The organism is Streptomyces albus subsp. chlorinus, assembly GCF_013302895.1.
Lineage (GTDB): Bacteria > Actinomycetota > Actinomycetes > Streptomycetales > Streptomycetaceae > Streptomyces > Streptomyces chlorinus.
Genome location: NZ_VJOK01000001.1, coordinates 4,220,299 through 4,234,697 on the forward strand (window position 1 = coordinate 4,220,299; position 14,399 = coordinate 4,234,697).

Here is a 14,399-nt window from a genome sequence, read left to right on the forward strand (position 1 = left end):
CACGGAATGGCATTTCATGATTTTACGTGCGCACAGTCGGGAAACGGGCGAAAACTGGGTGCTCCAAGCCGAGTAGAGGAAAGGAGCAACCATGCAAAACCGAGCGCTGGGGCTCGTGCCCGAGCAAAGTCGTCACCAGGACTCGGCGCCCGGAAGGATGCGCGCACACGACGCCTGGGCGCTGGAGCTGTCCGTTCTGATGGACACGATGAACGCACGGGCCGTCGCGATCGACCTGGGGCAGCAAGGCATGCAGGCCGCACTGACCGTCGTCTCGGGGCGGCTCTGCGTGCTGTTGCGGGTCGGCCTGAGCGAGCAGGAGACGGCGGTCGCTATCAGGTCGCTGCTCGGCCGTTACATTCACCGGCCTGCCTCCCTCCTGACTCTTTGGCCGGAGACAGGTGGGCAAGGCGTGGTGGTGAAGGAACCAGATGACGCCTCGGACTGGGGGCAGGGGGACCCGCCAGAGGTGCCGGCTGACGTTCTGCCTCTGTACGAGGCCGGAAACTGGGCACCGAAGGACGGATGGCGGAGCGACGACGAGGTGTGGGAGAACCTGAAGCAGTTCACCGCCGACCACCTCAAGGGCGTCGTGGAGTACATTCCCGAGGACATGTATCCCCTGCCCGACGGGCTGGGCGCCGTTGTCGCCGCCGGGTACGACAGTGAGGGGATGGCTCATCCGCTGGTGTTCCTCCGCGGCGATCTGCCCGCGGGTCTGCGCGTCGACCTCCTCGGCTTCTCCATCGCGCTGGCCGTCGGTGCCGATCGCGGCGGTCGGGAACCCGATGAGAACGGCATCTTCTACGTCGGTACGGACGCGGGGCCGGTGGGCGGCCCTGGGGTCGCACTTCTCGGAGCTCTGATGGTCCAGCGCTTGGGGCGTCGTCCGGGCGACTGCGACTTCAGGCTTCTCGATCCACCGGAGGAAGTCGGCCGGGAGCAGGAGTCGGCCGCTTGAACCTGAGTCGACTGCGCTCGGAGGTGTCGGGCCTCTGAGGAGCGTCACCAGCGCTCCCTTGGGAGCCGGATTCCGGGGTTGGCTCCCAAACGGCTCCCAAAAGATGCCCAGAAACCACTCAGGGGCCCGACCCGCGACGCGGATCAGGCCCCTGACCTGGTGTTTCTTCAGTCGGGGTGGCGGGATTTGAACCCACGACCTCTTCGTCCCGAACGAAGCGCGCTGCCAAGCTGCGCTACACCCCGAAGCAACGACGACTACTTTAGCCCAGCGGAGCGCTGAGGCGAAATCGGGTTCCCGGGGAGGGGAGGGAGGGGGCGAGGGGGAGCGGGGTGGGGCCCGGGGAGGGGGACCGCGGGCCCCGGGCGGGGTCAGGGTTGTCGGGGGTGGAGGGTGAGAAGGGTGGCCTCCGGGGGGCAGGCGAAGCGGACGGGGGTGTAGCGGTTCGTGCCGCAGCCCGCGCTGACGTGGAGGTACGACTCATGGCCGCCCGCGTGGTGGGTGGAGAGGCCCTTCACGCGGTCGGTGTCGAGGTCGCAGTTGGTGACGAGGGCGCCGTAGAAGGGGACGCAGAGCTGGCCGCCGTGGGTGTGGCCGGCGAGGATCAGCGGGTAGCGGTCCGCGGTGAACGCGTCGAGCACACGCAGGTACGGAGCGTGTACGACGGCGAGGGAGAGGTCCGCGTCCTCCTCGGGGCCGCCGGCGACCTCGCCGTAGCGGTCCCGTTTGATGTGGGGGTCGTCGAGGCCGGTGAGGGCGATCTCCTGGCCGCCGTCCAGCTTGAGGCGGCCGCGGGTGTTGGTGAGGCCGACCCAGCCGGCGGCGTCGAAGGCGTCGCGGAGCTGTTCCCACGGGTTGTGGACGGCGCCGACGACCGGCGGGTTGCCGTTCAGGCCGTACCGGCCCGTGACCTTCTCCTTCAGGTACTTCGCGGGGTTGCGCAGCCTCGGTCCGTAGTAGTCGTTCGAGCCGAAGACGTACGCGCCGGGGTACTCCATCAACGGGCCGAGCGCGTCGAGGACTTCGGGCACGCCCTCGGGGTCGGAGAGGTTGTCCCCGGTGTTGATCACGAAGTCGGGGCGCAGGGCGGCCAGCTCCCGCAGCCACCGCTGCTTCTTGCGCTGGCCGCTCACCATGTGGATGTCGGAGACCTGGAGGACGCGCAGCGGATGCATGCCGGGGGGCAGCACGGGTACGGAGACCCGTCGCAAACGGAACGAGCGGACTTCGACACCCGCCGCATACCCGACGCAGGCCGCGCCGAGCGCGGTGATGCCGACGGCTGTCTTGAGAGGAATCCGGTATCGCGCGCGCATTGCACCATGGTTGCAGACCGGAACCCGGGCGCGGAGCCCTCCGACGATCTTGGTCCGGTCCCCGGGACGGATATCGCGGGCGCCGCGGCGGTGACGCCTGGCACACTGACCTCATGACCACGCTCAAGTCCCGGCTGCAGGACGACCTCACCGCAGCGATCAAGGAGCGCGACGAGCTGCGTTCCGCCACTCTCCGGATGACCCTGGCCGCGATCACGAAGGAGGAGGTCGCGGGCACCACCGCGCGCGAGCTGTCCGACGACGAGGTGCAGAAGGTCATCGCCCGCGAGGCGAAGAAGCGGCGCGAGGCGGCGGAGGCGTTCGCGAGCGGGGGTCGTGCGGAGCAGGCCGAGCGGGAGCGGGCCGAGGGCGAGGTCCTGGCGGACTACCTGCCCAAGCAGCTGACCGACGAGGAGCTGGACGCCCTGGTGGCCGAGGCCGTCGAGGAGGCCCGCGCGGGCGGCGCCGAGGGGCCCCGTGCGATGGGTGCCGTCATGAAGATCGTGAACCCGAAGGTCGCGGGCCGCGCCGAGGGCGGCCGGGTCGCGGCGGCCGTCAAGAAGCGGCTGGCGGGATAGCTTCCGGGGCGGCTCCCCGGTCGACGAGCCGGACGGGGTCGCAGCCTCCGGCGACGTCGGAGCCTCCGGCAAGGCCGCAGCCTCCCGCGAGGCTGGGACTCCCGGGGACGGCGTCCCCAAGTGACGGCGTCTCCAAGGAAGCCGCGTCTCCAAGGAAGCCGCGTCTCCAAGGAGGCGGCATCTCCGAGGAGACAGGAGCCCCGGCGAGGCCGGAGTATCCGATGGGGTCGAGCCTCAGTATCCGATGGGGTCGAGCCTCCGCGAAACTGTGCCTCCGCGAAACTGGTGCCTCCGCGAGGCAGGGGCCCGGCGGGACCGGGACCCCGCAAGGCTGCCGCCCGGCGCGGCCGGACCTCTCGGCGGGCCTCCCGTGAGGCAACAGTTCTGGTGAGCGACGCATGAAGGGGCGCCCTCCCGATCGGGAGGGCGCCCCTTCATGCGTCCGTACGCCTCACCCGAGGCCGCTGTCCCGGTCCTGCCGTGTCACGCATGCCGAGCCGTGACATGACGTGACTTGCCGTGACGAACCATGACGAGCCGTGCCACGCCTGACGTCTCGACGGAAGGGGGTTACGGCCAGCCGCCTCCGCCGCCGTCATCCCAGCCTCCGCCGCCGTTCCCGTTGCCGTTTCCACCCCCGTTGCCGTTCCCGCCGGGCCAGCCGCCGCCGCCGATGCCGCCGCCACCGTCACCGCCTCCGATGCCTCCGATGCCGCCGTTACCGCCTCCGAGGCCGCCGCCGTTGTCCCCGCCGCCGATCAGGTCCGGCGGTACGGTGACGTCGGGCCAGGGGTCGTTGGTGCGGTGGTCGCCGACGTCGCCCGCGTCGTTGTCCGGCTGGGTGGGCGGCTTGTGCGACGGGGCCTGGGGCTTCTTGTCGCCGCGGATCGGCACGTGGTGGAAGTCGGGGGCCGGCTCGCCCGACAGCGCGCCCGCCATGGCGTCCCGCCAGATGGGGCCGGGCACCTCGCCGCCGAAGACCTTGTCGTAGGTGCGGCCGCCGATGGAGATGTTGATCATCCGGGTGCGGTGCGCGGGGTCGCCGACCCACACGGCGCCGGACATGTTCGGGGTGTAGCCGACGAACCAGGCGGCGTACCGCTGGTCCGTCGTACCCGTCTTGCCCGCGCTGTCGCGTCCGCTCAGGCCCGCCTTCTTGCCGGTGCCGTCCTCGACCACGCCGCGCAGCAGCGCGTTGACGGTGTCGGCCGTCTTGGTCTTCATCGCGCGCCGGCACTTCGTCCTGGGCACGTCCAGCTTCTTGCCCTGCGCGTCGGTGATCGACGCGATGGCGACGGAGGTGCAGTGCACGCCGCGGTTGGCGAAGGTGGCGTACCCCTCGGCCATCGTCAGCGGCGACATCTCCTGGGTGCCGAGGGAGATCGACGGGACCTGGTCGATCTTCTTCCCGTCGGCCCGCTCGACGCCCATCTTCTTGGCCATCTCGGTCACCGGGCAGATGCCGGTGTCCCCTATCAGGGAGACGAAGTAGGTGTTGACCGACTTGGCGATCGCCTCCTTCATCCGGTAGGGGCCCACTTCGGTGGGGTTCTCGTTCTCCACCGGGGCCTTTCCGCGCCATGTGCCCTTGCACTTGTCGACGGGCGAGGGGTACTGCATGCGGTAGGGCGAGGGGTAGGACCGGTAGGGGGTGACGCCCCTGTCGAGCGCGGCGGCGGCGATGACGGGTTTGAACGTGGAGCCCGGCTGGTAGCCGGCGCCGCCGCCCATGTCCCTGTCCACCGAGAGGTTTATCTGCGTCTCGTTCTCGCCGAAGCCGTACGGCCGCGACTGGCCCATGCCCAGGATCTTGCCGGTGCCAGGTTCGACGATCGCCGTGGCGGTCGCGACCTTGTCCGACTTGTTCACATGGGACCGGATGGAGTTCTGGACCGACCGCTGCGCCTTCGGATCGAGCGTCGTCCTGATCGTGAGGCCGCCGCGGTTCCACCGCTTGGCGCGTTCCTTGCGGGTCTTCCCGAAGGCCGGGTCGGTGAGGAAGACCTGGCGCACGTAGTCGCAGAAGAAGCCGGCGCCGGTCGTCGCGGTGATGCAGCCGTTCTTGGGGCGGCTGACGTCGAGACCGAGCGGCTTCTTCTTGGCCTCGCGGGCCTGCGCGCGGGTGATGTCGTGGTGGACGGCCATCCGGTCCAGTACGACGTTGCGCCGCTTGGTCGCCTCCTCCTTGTTGAGCAGCGGGTCGTAGCGCGTCGGCGACTGGACGATGCCCGCGAGCAGCGCCGCCTCCTCCAGGTCGAGGTCCTTGGCGGACTTGGAGAAGTAGCGCTGGGAGGCCGCCTCGACGCCGTACGCCTGCTGCCCGAAGAAGGTGATGTTGAGGTAGTTCTCCAGGATCTTCTTCTTGCCCAGCTCTTCCTCGACCTGGATGGCGTACTTCAGTTCCTTGATCTTCCGCCCGATCGTCTGCTGGGTGGCCAGGGCGACCTTCTCCGGGTCGTTGCCCGCCTCCTCCACGAAGACGTTCTTGACGTACTGCTGGGTGAGTGTGGAGGCGCCCTGGGAGACCTGGCCCGAACGGGCGTTGCGGTTCAGCGCCCGCAGGACGCCCTTGAGGTCCACGGCACCGTGCTTGTAGAAGCGCGCGTCCTCGATGGCGACGATCGCCCTGCGCATATGGGGCGAGATGTCCTTGAGGTCGACGACCGTACGGTCCCGCGAGTAGACCTTGGCGATCTCGCCGCCCTCGTTGTCCAGGATCGTCGTCCGCTGACTGAGCGGTGGCCGCTTCAGATTGACCGGCAGCTCGTCGAAGCCCTCCACGGTGCCCTTCGCCGCCAGGCCCAGCGTCCCGACGGCGGGCAGCGCGAGCCCGGCCATCACCGTCCCCGCCAGCACACTGACGCCGACGAACTTGGCGATCTGCTGGGGCCTGCTGACTCCGCGGCCCGCGCGCTCCTTAGCCATGGGTAAGAGCCTACGACGGGTAGGCCCCGCACCGGTCCCGGGGAGACATGGCAAACGCCGGACAGTGCGGCGCCAGGTCCCCTAAGCTGAAGCCCTCGTCACTCTGGCACCTCCTCTCACCTCCTCTCATCTCTTCTCACCTCCCCTCCCCTCCCCTCTCCTCGCCCTCTTCTCCTTCTTCAGGCGCCCCGCTCCCCGCTCCCTTCTCTTCCTCCACGTCCCGTGGGATTCCTCCGGGGCTTGGACGGTGCCCCTTCTCCGCTGTCGTCCGCGGTGGGCCCAGGTCACTCCGGTGGGTGATGTCCTGCGCACGCATAGTCCGTTCGGGCCATGCAAGATTGGGCCCGAAGGGGGTGTTGCGCCCTGTCCGCTCTTCCGTAACGTCCTCAACTGGCAACGGTGAATATGCCGTTCGCCGCCGTGGGGGAGCCTCGATTCGGGAGAGGACGGCACCGGCAATGAGCTGGGTTACTGACTGGAGTGCGCAGGCGGCATGCCGCTCTACGGATCCGGACGAACTGTTCGTGCAGGGAGCCGCGCAGAACCGCGCGAAGGCCGTGTGCACGGGCTGCCCGGTCCGTACGGAGTGTCTCGCCGACGCCCTGGACAACCGCGTGGAGTTCGGGGTCTGGGGCGGGATGACCGAGCGTGAGCGGAGGGCGCTGCTGCGCCGCCGCCCCACGGTCACCTCGTGGCGTCGCCTGCTGGAGACCGCGCGTTCGGAGTACGAACGCAGCAGCGGCATGGTGCTGCCGGTCGATGTGGAACTGGACGGCAACGAGCACGGGGCCGCGTACGAGGACGAGCGCGAGGAGCGGTACGCCGCGGTGGGGTGACCCCTGCGAGGCGGAACGGTCCTGCAGCCGTCACGTCGCCCCGCAGTCGTCATGTCCAGCCCTGGCACCCCTGACATCCTGGAGCCGTACCGGAGCCGGGGGTCCGGACCGGGTGTGCCGGGGCGGCTCGTGAGCGCGCGGGGGCCGGAACGGGTCAGTCCGTTCCGGTGGTGTCCGGCGTGCGCGCCCGGTGCGTGCGCTGGTGGGCGAGGCGCTCGCCGATGGTGCGCAGGCCGTCCAGGTCGTGCACGTCGCCCGGGAGCGCCGCGACCTCGGCGAGGGGCACGTCCGGGTGCAGCGTGGTGAAGCGTTCCCGCGTACGCCTCTCGCGTGCCATCACGCGCATGCGTTCCGCGTGCAGGCGCAGCAGCCCCGCCGCCAGGACGTCGAGTTCGCCGTCGCCGGGGGCGTCGTGGAGGCCGCCGCCGGGGGCGGGGTCGGCGTCGCGTACCGACGGGTCGGTATTGGCGGACGCGTCCCTGGGGGACGCGTCCGCCTCGGCGGCCGGGTGTGCCTCCGCACCCGACCGCGCGTCAGGGACCGTTCGCGTTGCTGTCCGGCTCCCCCCGCGTGTGGTGGCGGGCCGGACGGCGCCGGCCTTTTCCGCCGAGCCCGAGGAGTTCCTGGAGTCCGTGGAAGCCGGTGGGACCGCGGGATCCGAGGAGGGGGAGCCGTCCTCGGAGGCCACGGGACCGGCCGCTGGGGTACTCCGCTCCACACTCTTCCCGGAGCGGTGATCCACAATGCCGCCGTCCTCAAGATTTTCGGCTGCGGCGAGCGCCCGTTCGGCGCTCAGCACGGCCGCGTCACTGCCGTGCATCCGGTTGAGCACCAGACCGGCCAGCGGCATCCGGTCGGCCGCCAGCCGCTCCACGAAGTACGCGGCCTCCCGCAGCGCGTCCCGCTCGGGTGCCGCGACGACGAGGAAGGCGGTCCCCGGCGCCTGGAGCAGCCGGTAGGTGGCGTCGGCACGGGTACGGAAGCCGCCGAACATCGTGTCCATGGCGGCGATGAAGGTCTGCACGTCCCGCAGCAGTCCGGCGCCCAGCAGCTTGTTGAGGGCACCGGTGAACATCGACAGGCCCGCCATGCCGAGGTTGACGACCTTCATCCCGGCCCGGCCGCCGACCCTGGCCGGCGCCGTCATCAGCTTGATGAACTTCCCGTCGAGGAACGATCCGAGTCGCTTGGGTGCGTCCAGGAAGTCCAGCGCGGAGCGCGAGGGCGGCGTGTCCACGACGATGAGGTCCCACGCGTCGCCGGCGCGCAACTGGCCGAGCTTCTCCATCGCCATGTACTCCTGCGTACCGGCGAAACCGGCGGACAGGGACTGGTAGAACGGGTTCTCCAGGATCGCCCTGGCCCGCTCGGGGTCGGCGTGCGTCTCGACGATCTCGTCGAACGTCCGCTTCATGTCGAGCATCATCGCGTGCAGCTCGCCGCCCGCCGAGGTGTCGGTGCCCGGCACCCGGCGGGGGGTGTTGTCCAGCTCCGTCAGCCCCATGGACTGCGCGAGGCGCCGCGCGGGGTCGATGGTCAGGACGACGGTGCGGCGGCCGCGCTCGGCGGCGCGCAGACCGAGGGCGGCCGCCGTGGTGGTCTTGCCGACACCGCCGGAGCCGCAGCAGACGACGATCCGCGTCGCCGGATCGTCGAGCAGGGGATCGATCTCCAGCGTGCCGGTCGCCGCACCGGACTCGGCGTCGGTGTCCACAGCGGTCTCGGCGCCGGTCGCCGCACCGGTCACGGCGCCGGCGTCCGCACCGGTCTCCACGTCGGTGTCCACAGCGGTGTCCACGTCGGTGTCTCCTTCTCCTGCCGTCACGCCTGCGTCCCGTCCGTTCCGGCGCCCGGCGCGGTCCGCCACTGGCGGCGCAGCCGACTGGCGAGCCCGTACAGGCCGGGTAGCTCGACCCCCTCGCCGAGCAGGCCGAGTTCCCGTACCGGCAGCCCCTGTGTGTGCAACTCGGCGCGCAGTCCGCGCTCCAGCGCCACGCGCTCGGCGTGCTCCCTGCCCTGTTCGAGCAGGGGGGCGACGAGACGTTCGGCGTGCCCTCCGCGCCGCGCGCCCCCGAGCCCGGCGCGTGCGAAGGAGCGCGCGAGGTCGTCCGTGCGCCGCCCGGCGCGCAGCAGCTGCTCCTCGTCCAGGAGCGCGGGGCGCACCATGTTCACCACCACGGAGGTGGCCGGAAGCCCGGCGGCCCGCAGCTCCGCGATGCCGTCCACGGTCTCCTGGACGGGCATCTCCTCCAGCAGCGTCACCAGGTGCACGGCCGTCTCCGGCGACTTGAGGACGCGCATCACGGCCTGGGCCTGGTTGTGCACCGGGCCGACCTTGGCGAGACCGGCGACCTCCTCGTTGACGCCGAGGAAGCGGGTGATCCGGCCCGTGGGCGGAGCGTCCATCACGACCGCGTCGTAGACGGGGCGCTGCCGCTTGTCCCGGCGGCGTACCGCCTCGCACGCCTTGCCGGTCAGCAGCACATCACGCAGCCCCGGCGCGATGGTCGTCGCGAAGTCGATGGCGCCCAGGCGCTTGAGGGCGCGGCCCGCGCTGCCGAGCTTGTAGAACATCTGGAGGTAGTCGAGCAGCGCCCGCTCGGCGTCGATGGCGAGCGCGTACACCTCGCCGTTGCCGTGCGAGACGGCGATCTTGCGTTCCTCGTAGGGCAGCGGCTCCGTCTCGAAGAGTTGGGCGATGCCCTGGCGGCCCTCCACCTCGACGAGGAGCGTGCGCCGCCCGTCGGCCGCCAGCGCCAGCGCGAGCGCGGCGGCAACCGTCGTCTTACCGGTGCCGCCCTTGCCGGTCACTACGTGAAGCCTGCTCACGGCTGGGAGCCTAATTCGTCGCCCGGTGCCCGGCGAGACCCGGCCGGGAACAGCCGGTTCCGGGGCGCCTGGCCGGCGTTCTCGGCGTCGGCGCGCGCGGTGCCGTTCGTTAGGGTCTCCCCATGAAGAAGTGGGAATACGCGACCGTGCCGCTCCTCGTGCACGCGACCAAGCAGATTCTGGACACCTGGGGCGAGGACGGCTGGGAACTCGTCCAGGTCGTGCCCGGACCGAACAACCCCGAGCAGCTCGTGGCCTACCTGAAGCGGGAGAAGCAGGCGTGAGCGCGGTCGAGGACAGGCTCGCGCAGCTCGGGCTGACCCTGCCCGAGGTCGCCACCCCCGCCGGGGCGTACGTCCCGGCGCTGCGCAGCGGGAACCACGTCTACACCGCGGGCCAGGTGCCGCTGGTGGCGGGCACGCTGCCGACGACCGGGAAGGTCGGCGCGGAGGTTACGCCCGAGGAGGCGAAGGACCTGGCCCGTACGTGCGCGCTGAACGCGCTGGCCGCCGTGAAGTCCGTCGCCGGGGACCTCGACCGCGTCGCGCGTGTCGTCAAGGTCACCGGGTTCGTCGCCTCGGCACCCGACTTCACCGGCCAGCCGGGCGTCATCAACGGCGCCAGCGAACTGCTCGGCGAGGTGCTGGGTGACAAGGGCGTGCACGCGCGCAGCGCGGTCGGCGTCGCCGTGCTGCCGATGGACGCGCCCGTCGAGGTCGAGATCCAGGTGGAACTGGCCGACTGAGCGGCCACCGCCGCCCTGAGGGCGGCACGTGGACCGTGCGGGGCTCCCGCGTACGTGGTCCGGATGGTCGGCTCTCGCGTACGTGGTCCGGATGGGGCTCGGGCTCCAACCCTTCCGGGCCCCAACCCTTCCGGGCCGAACCCCCTTCCGGGCCGAACCGCCTCCGGCCCAACGCCCCTCCGGGGACGGACCAGGTGCTGGGCCGGAGGGCTGGGGTCCGCCGCTCTCGAACATCGGGGCGGCGGGCCGTAGCATCCGGCCATGCCCTCCTCGTCCGACCACCCGGCCAGGCCCACCCCGCCCGACGCCGCCGCCTCACCCGGACCCGCTGCCCCACCAGGCGCCACCGAGCCGGCCACCTCACCCGGACCCGCCGTCCCACCCGGCCCCGTCGGCTCACCCGGCCCCGTCGGCTCACCCGGCCCCGTCGGCTCACCCGGCCCCGTCGGCTCACCCGGCCCCGTCGGCTCAGCGGACCAGGGGGCCGTCCCCTCGGACACCGCCGTCCCGGCCACGGCTTCCGGCCCGCCCGCCGGGAACGGCCAGTGGTACCCCGCAGAGTGGCCGGAGCGGATCCGGGCCCTGGCCGCAGGGGAGCTGGAACCGGTGACCCCGCGCCGGGCCGCCACCGTCATGCTCCTCCGTGACACCGCACGCGGGCCCGCCGTCCACATGCTGCGCCGCCGCGCCTCGATGGCGTTCGCGGGCGGCGCGTACGCCTACCCCGGCGGCTCCGTCGATCCGCGCGACGCGCGCGGAACCGACAGCGCCGGCCCGACCTGGACCGAGTGGGCCGAGCGGCTGGGGACCGACGAGGCGACCTCGCGGGCGATCGTGTGCGCCGCCGTCCGGGAGACCTTCGAGGAGTCCGGCGTCCTGCTGGCAGGCCCCGACGCGCACACCGTCGCCGCCGACACCACCGGGGAGGACTGGGAGGCGGACCGCGCGGCGCTGGTCGCCCGCGACCTGTCCTTCGCCGACTTCCTCGACCGCAGAGGGCTCGTCCTCCGTGGCGACCTGCTGGGGGCCTGGGCCCGCTGGATCACCCCGGAGTTCGAGACCCGGCGCTACGACACGTACTTCTTCGCCGCCGCCCTCCCCGAGGGGCAGCGCACCCGCAACGCCTCCACCGAGGCCGACCGCACCGTGTGGGTGCGGCCCGAGGAGGCCGCCGCCGGCTACGACAAGGGCGAACTGCTGATGATGCCGCCCACCATCGCCACCCTGCGCCAGCTCGCGCCCTACGGGTCGGTGGCGGACGTGCTGGCCGGGGCGGCGGAGCGCGACCTGACGCCGGTGCTGGCCCGGGCCCGGCTGGTGGACGGTGAGATCGTGCTCAGCTGGCCAGGACACGACGAGTTCACCAAGAGGATCGATCCCGCATGACCGACGCCGCAGCACTCCCCGGCCAGCCACGCGGTGGCGCCATCGGCGGCCGGGCCACCCCGCGCGCCCACTGCGTGCTGGCACCCAACCCCTCACCCATGACGCTGGACGGCACCAACACCTGGATCGTCGCGGAGCCCGACGCCGAGGCGGCCGTCGTCATCGACCCCGGGCCGCTGGACGAGGCCCATCTGCGGAACGTGACCGCCACCGCCGAACGGCTGGGCAAGCGCGTCGCGCTCACCCTGCTCACCCACGGCCATCCCGACCACGCGGAGGGCGCCGCACGCTTCGCGGAGCTGACCGGCTCGCCCGTACGCGCGCTCGATCCCGCGCTGCGGCTGGGGGAGGAGGGGCTCGGCGCCGGGGACGTGGTCACCACGGGCGGCCTGGAACTGCGCGTCGTCCCCACCCCGGGGCACACCGCGGACTCGCTCTCCTTCCACCTCCCGGCGGACGCGGCCGTCCTCACCGGTGACACGGTGCTCGGACGCGGTACCACGGTGGTCGCGCATCCGGACGGCAGGCTCGGTGACTACCTCGACTCGCTGCGCGCCCTGCGCTCCCTGACGGTGGACGACGGCGTCACCAGCGTGCTGCCGGGCCACGGACCGGTGCTGTCCGACGCGCAGGGCGCCATCGACTACTACCTCGCCCACCGCGCCAAGCGGCTCGCCCAGGTGGAGACGGCAGTCGAGGAGGGGCACCGCACGGCGTCCGAGGTGGTGGCGCACGTCTACGCGGACGTGGACAGGTCGCTGTGGCCCGCCGCGGAGCTGTCGGTGCGGGCCCAGCTGGAGTACCTGGACGAGCACGGGCTGCTCTGAGGCCCGCGTACGGACACGTGTAAGGGGCGCCCTTCCATGGAGAGCGCCCCTTACCGGCGGGCTTTGGCGGCTTTGGCGGCCTTGGCGGCCTGGGGGTCTTGGCGGCCTTGGTGGTCCGGTGAGGTCTGTGCGGCCTGGTGCGCGGTCTGGTGCGGTCCCGTGCGGGTCGGTGCGAGCCGGCCCGGCGAGGCCCCGTGCGGCACGCGAGCGCCCCGTGCGGGTCAGCGCGAGCGCTTGGCCAGCCGCTCGATGTCCAGCAGGATCACCGCGCGGGCCTCCAGCCGAAGCCAGCCGCGGCCCGCGAAGTCGGCGAGCGCCTTGTTGACCGTCTCGCGGGAGGCGCCCACCAGCTGGGCCAGCTCCTCCTGCGTGAGGTCGTGCACCACGTGGATGCCTTCCTCGGACTGCACGCCGAAGCGTCGCGACAGGTCCAGCAGCTGCTTGGCCACCCGGCCGGGCACGTCGGAGAAGACCAGGTCGGACATGGAGTCGTTGGTACGGCGCAGTCGGCGCGCGATCGCCCGCAGCAGTGCCGAGGCGACCTCGGGGCGGGCGTTCAGCCAGGGCTGGAGGTCGCCGTGGCCCAGGCCGAGCAGCTTGACCTCCGTCAGCGCGGAGGCCGTGGCCGTCCGCGGACCCGGGTCGAACAGGGACAGCTCGCCGATCAGCTCGCCGGGGCCCAGCACCGCGAGCATGTTCTCCCGGCCGTCCGGCGAGGTGCGGTGCAGCTTCACCTTGCCCTCGGTCACCACATACAGGCGGTCGCCCGGGTCACCCTCGTGGAAGAGGGCCTCACCGCGAGCCAGCGTCGTCTCCGTCATGGAGGCGCGCAGCTCAGCGGCCTGCTCCTCATCGAGCGCCGCGAAGAGCGGGGCGCGCCGCAGAACGTCGTCCACGAGTTCTCTCCTTGTCGACCTGCCCATGGGGTCCGTCGAACCCATGATGCCGGACGGTGAAACCATGCGATCAGTCACAGCAATCAGTCCAAGTTTGACGCACTCATGCCGTGAGCCCCAACGCGGGGCGCGCTAGGGCCGCGGATCGGCTGTGTGAGCCACGAATGTCGGCGGGCGCCCTTACGCTGGCCGGGTGTCCACTGCCCCGGCAAGCACACGGACAGAGAGGGGCTGGGCGGGTGACGGCGACGGAGGATTCCGCTGTGAGCGAACACGAGGCGGCCAAGGGGACGGCGGGCCGGACGGCGCGGGGGGCCGCCGCGGCGAGGTCCGCGGAGAAATCGGGTAAGGCGGAGCAGGGGGAGAAGGAGAAGACGGGGAAGGCGGAGGGAACCGCCAAGGTCCCCGCGGAGAAGTCCGCCAAGGCTCCCGCGGAGGACACCGCCACGGCCCCCGCGAAGAAGACCGCCGCCAAGAAGGCGTCTCCCAAGAAGGCGTCTCCCGGGAAGTCCGCCGCCAAGAGGGCCGCCACCAGGACGTCCCCCGCCAAGTCGTCCGCCACCAAGAAGGCCGCGGCGGCGAAGAAGACGGCTGCCGAGAAGGCCGCGGCGAAGAAGGCGGCGGACCGGAAGAAGGGTGCGGCGGCCAAGCAGGCGACCGCCGCCAAGCAGGCGTCCGGCACGAGGCCGGAGTCGCGGGAATCGAAGGCGGAGCGGGCGGCGCGGATCAACGACGCGCTGGCGCGGGTCTACTACTACGCCCACCCCGAGCTTGATTTCGAGAACCCGTTCGAATTGCTGGTCGCGACGGTCCTCTCCGCCCAGACGACCGATCTGCGCGTCAACCAGACGACCCCCGCTCTCTTCGCCGCGTACCCCACCCCCGAGGACATGGCGGCGGCCGATCCGGAGCGGCTGGAGGAGCTGATCCGCCCCACCGGGTTCTTCCGCTCCAAGGCGAAGTCGCTGCTGGGGCTGTCGGCGGCGCTGCGCGACGACTTCGGCGGCAAGGTCCCCGACACCGTGGAGGACCTGGTGAAGCTGCCGGGGGTGGGCCGCAAGACGGCGTTCGTCGTGCTCGGCAACGCGTTCGGGTTCGCC

12 protein-coding genes, 1 tRNA gene and 1 pseudogene are annotated in these 14,399 nt (G+C 71.7%); 8 read left to right on the plus strand and 6 right to left on the minus strand.

The annotated features are described in order from the left end of the window. The first annotated feature begins 91 nt into the window (after window positions 1–91). Entirely contained in the window at window positions 92–961 is an 870-nt protein-coding gene (locus FM076_RS18370) for a hypothetical protein (RefSeq protein WP_173872090.1), read from the plus strand. Between the two features lie 171 nt (window positions 962–1,132). On the opposite strand, the gene FM076_RS18375 is transcribed toward FM076_RS18370, so the two are convergent. Together FM076_RS18375 and FM076_RS18380 are read right to left on the minus strand one after the other, a co-directional pair. After that, window positions 1,133–1,206, minus strand: a tRNA-Pro gene (locus FM076_RS18375). A 126-nt stretch (window positions 1,207–1,332) separates the two neighbouring features. Next, on the minus strand, window positions 1,333–2,277 hold the full coding sequence (locus FM076_RS18380; protein WP_173872092.1) for a metallophosphoesterase: 945 nt from the start codon (window positions 2,275–2,277) through the stop codon (window positions 1,333–1,335). A 113-nt stretch (window positions 2,278–2,390) separates the two neighbouring features. Here FM076_RS18380 and FM076_RS18385 point away from each other — a divergent pair, with 113 nt between their 5' ends. Then, the gene (locus FM076_RS18385; protein WP_173872095.1) at window positions 2,391–2,855 is read left to right on the plus strand and encodes a GatB/YqeY domain-containing protein; all 465 of its coding nucleotides are present in this window, start codon (window positions 2,391–2,393) and stop codon (window positions 2,853–2,855) included. A gap of 570 nt (window positions 2,856–3,425) precedes the next feature. Here the strand turns inward: FM076_RS18385 and FM076_RS18390 are convergent. Next, the gene (locus tag FM076_RS18390) at window positions 3,426–5,780 is read right to left on the minus strand and encodes a transglycosylase domain-containing protein (protein ID WP_173872097.1); all 2,355 of its coding nucleotides are present in this window, start codon (window positions 5,778–5,780) and stop codon (window positions 3,426–3,428) included. Between the two features lie 458 nt (window positions 5,781–6,238). On the opposite strand from FM076_RS18390, the gene FM076_RS18395 reads away from it, so the two are divergent. Then, window positions 6,239–6,616 carry a WhiB family transcriptional regulator gene (locus FM076_RS18395; protein ID WP_173872099.1) on the plus strand — a complete coding sequence of 126 codons (378 nt, stop codon included), beginning with the start codon at window positions 6,239–6,241 and terminating at the stop codon, window positions 6,614–6,616. A gap of 154 nt (window positions 6,617–6,770) precedes the next feature. Here the strand turns inward: FM076_RS18395 and FM076_RS18400 are convergent, their stop codons facing one another. Together FM076_RS18400 and FM076_RS18405 are read right to left on the minus strand one after the other, a co-directional pair. After that, the gene (locus FM076_RS18400; protein WP_345945435.1) at window positions 6,771–8,330 is read right to left on the minus strand and encodes an ArsA family ATPase; all 1,560 of its coding nucleotides are present in this window, start codon (window positions 8,328–8,330) and stop codon (window positions 6,771–6,773) included. Between the two features lie 107 nt (window positions 8,331–8,437). Next, window positions 8,438–9,445, minus strand: a complete 1,008-nt coding sequence (locus tag FM076_RS18405) for an ArsA-related P-loop ATPase (protein ID WP_173872101.1) — start codon at window positions 9,443–9,445, stop codon at window positions 8,438–8,440. A gap of 122 nt (window positions 9,446–9,567) precedes the next feature. Between FM076_RS18405 and FM076_RS18410 the strand changes: the two genes are divergently transcribed. From FM076_RS18410 to FM076_RS18425, 4 genes are all read left to right on the plus strand, one after another. After that, the gene (locus tag FM076_RS18410) at window positions 9,568–9,729 is read left to right on the plus strand and encodes a DUF4177 domain-containing protein (RefSeq protein WP_110629497.1); all 162 of its coding nucleotides are present in this window, start codon (window positions 9,568–9,570) and stop codon (window positions 9,727–9,729) included. Further along, window positions 9,726–10,190: an Atu1372/SO_1960 family protein gene (locus tag FM076_RS18415; RefSeq protein ID WP_173872103.1), complete on the plus strand. Its 465-nt coding sequence runs from the start codon at window positions 9,726–9,728 to the stop codon at window positions 10,188–10,190. Before FM076_RS18410 ends, FM076_RS18415 begins: the two co-directional genes overlap by 4 nt. A gap of 573 nt (window positions 10,191–10,763) precedes the next feature. Further along, complete coding sequence (locus tag FM076_RS18420; RefSeq protein ID WP_173874843.1) at window positions 10,764–11,576, plus strand: NUDIX hydrolase; 813 nt, start codon at window positions 10,764–10,766, stop codon at window positions 11,574–11,576. After that, a complete protein-coding gene (locus FM076_RS18425) occupies window positions 11,573–12,403 on the plus strand; it encodes an MBL fold metallo-hydrolase (RefSeq protein ID WP_173872104.1) in 831 nt (276 codons plus the stop codon). The genes FM076_RS18420 and FM076_RS18425 overlap by 4 nt, the downstream gene beginning before the upstream one ends. A 221-nt stretch (window positions 12,404–12,624) precedes the next feature. On the opposite strand, the gene FM076_RS18430 is transcribed toward FM076_RS18425, so the two are convergent. Next, window positions 12,625–13,299, minus strand: a complete 675-nt coding sequence (locus tag FM076_RS18430; RefSeq protein ID WP_016473040.1) for a Crp/Fnr family transcriptional regulator — start codon at window positions 13,297–13,299, stop codon at window positions 12,625–12,627. Between the two features lie 263 nt (window positions 13,300–13,562). On the opposite strand from FM076_RS18430, the pseudogene FM076_RS18435 reads away from it, so the two are divergent. Continuing rightward, window positions 13,563–14,393: pseudogene (locus FM076_RS18435) on the plus strand (endonuclease III domain-containing protein); the annotation flags it as partial. Window positions 14,394–14,399 lie beyond the last annotated feature (6 nt).

What these genes read in the sequence shown, in the direction of transcription:
- FM076_RS18370 (WP_173872090.1), top strand. Translation starts at nt 92, where the DNA reads ATGCAAAACCGAGCGCTGGGGCTCGTGCCCGAGCAAAGTCGTCACCAG.
- FM076_RS18380 (WP_173872092.1), bottom strand. Translation starts at nt 2,277, where the DNA reads ATGCGCGCGCGATACCGGATTCCTCTCAAGACAGCCGTCGGCATCACC.
- FM076_RS18385 (WP_173872095.1), top strand. Translation starts at nt 2,391, where the DNA reads ATGACCACGCTCAAGTCCCGGCTGCAGGACGACCTCACCGCAGCGATC.
- FM076_RS18390 (WP_173872097.1), bottom strand. Translation starts at nt 5,780, where the DNA reads ATGGCTAAGGAGCGCGCGGGCCGCGGAGTCAGCAGGCCCCAGCAGATC.
- FM076_RS18395 (WP_173872099.1), top strand. Translation starts at nt 6,239, where the DNA reads ATGAGCTGGGTTACTGACTGGAGTGCGCAGGCGGCATGCCGCTCTACG.
- FM076_RS18410 (WP_110629497.1), top strand. Translation starts at nt 9,568, where the DNA reads ATGAAGAAGTGGGAATACGCGACCGTGCCGCTCCTCGTGCACGCGACC.
- FM076_RS18425 (WP_173872104.1), top strand. Translation starts at nt 11,573, where the DNA reads ATGACCGACGCCGCAGCACTCCCCGGCCAGCCACGCGGTGGCGCCATC.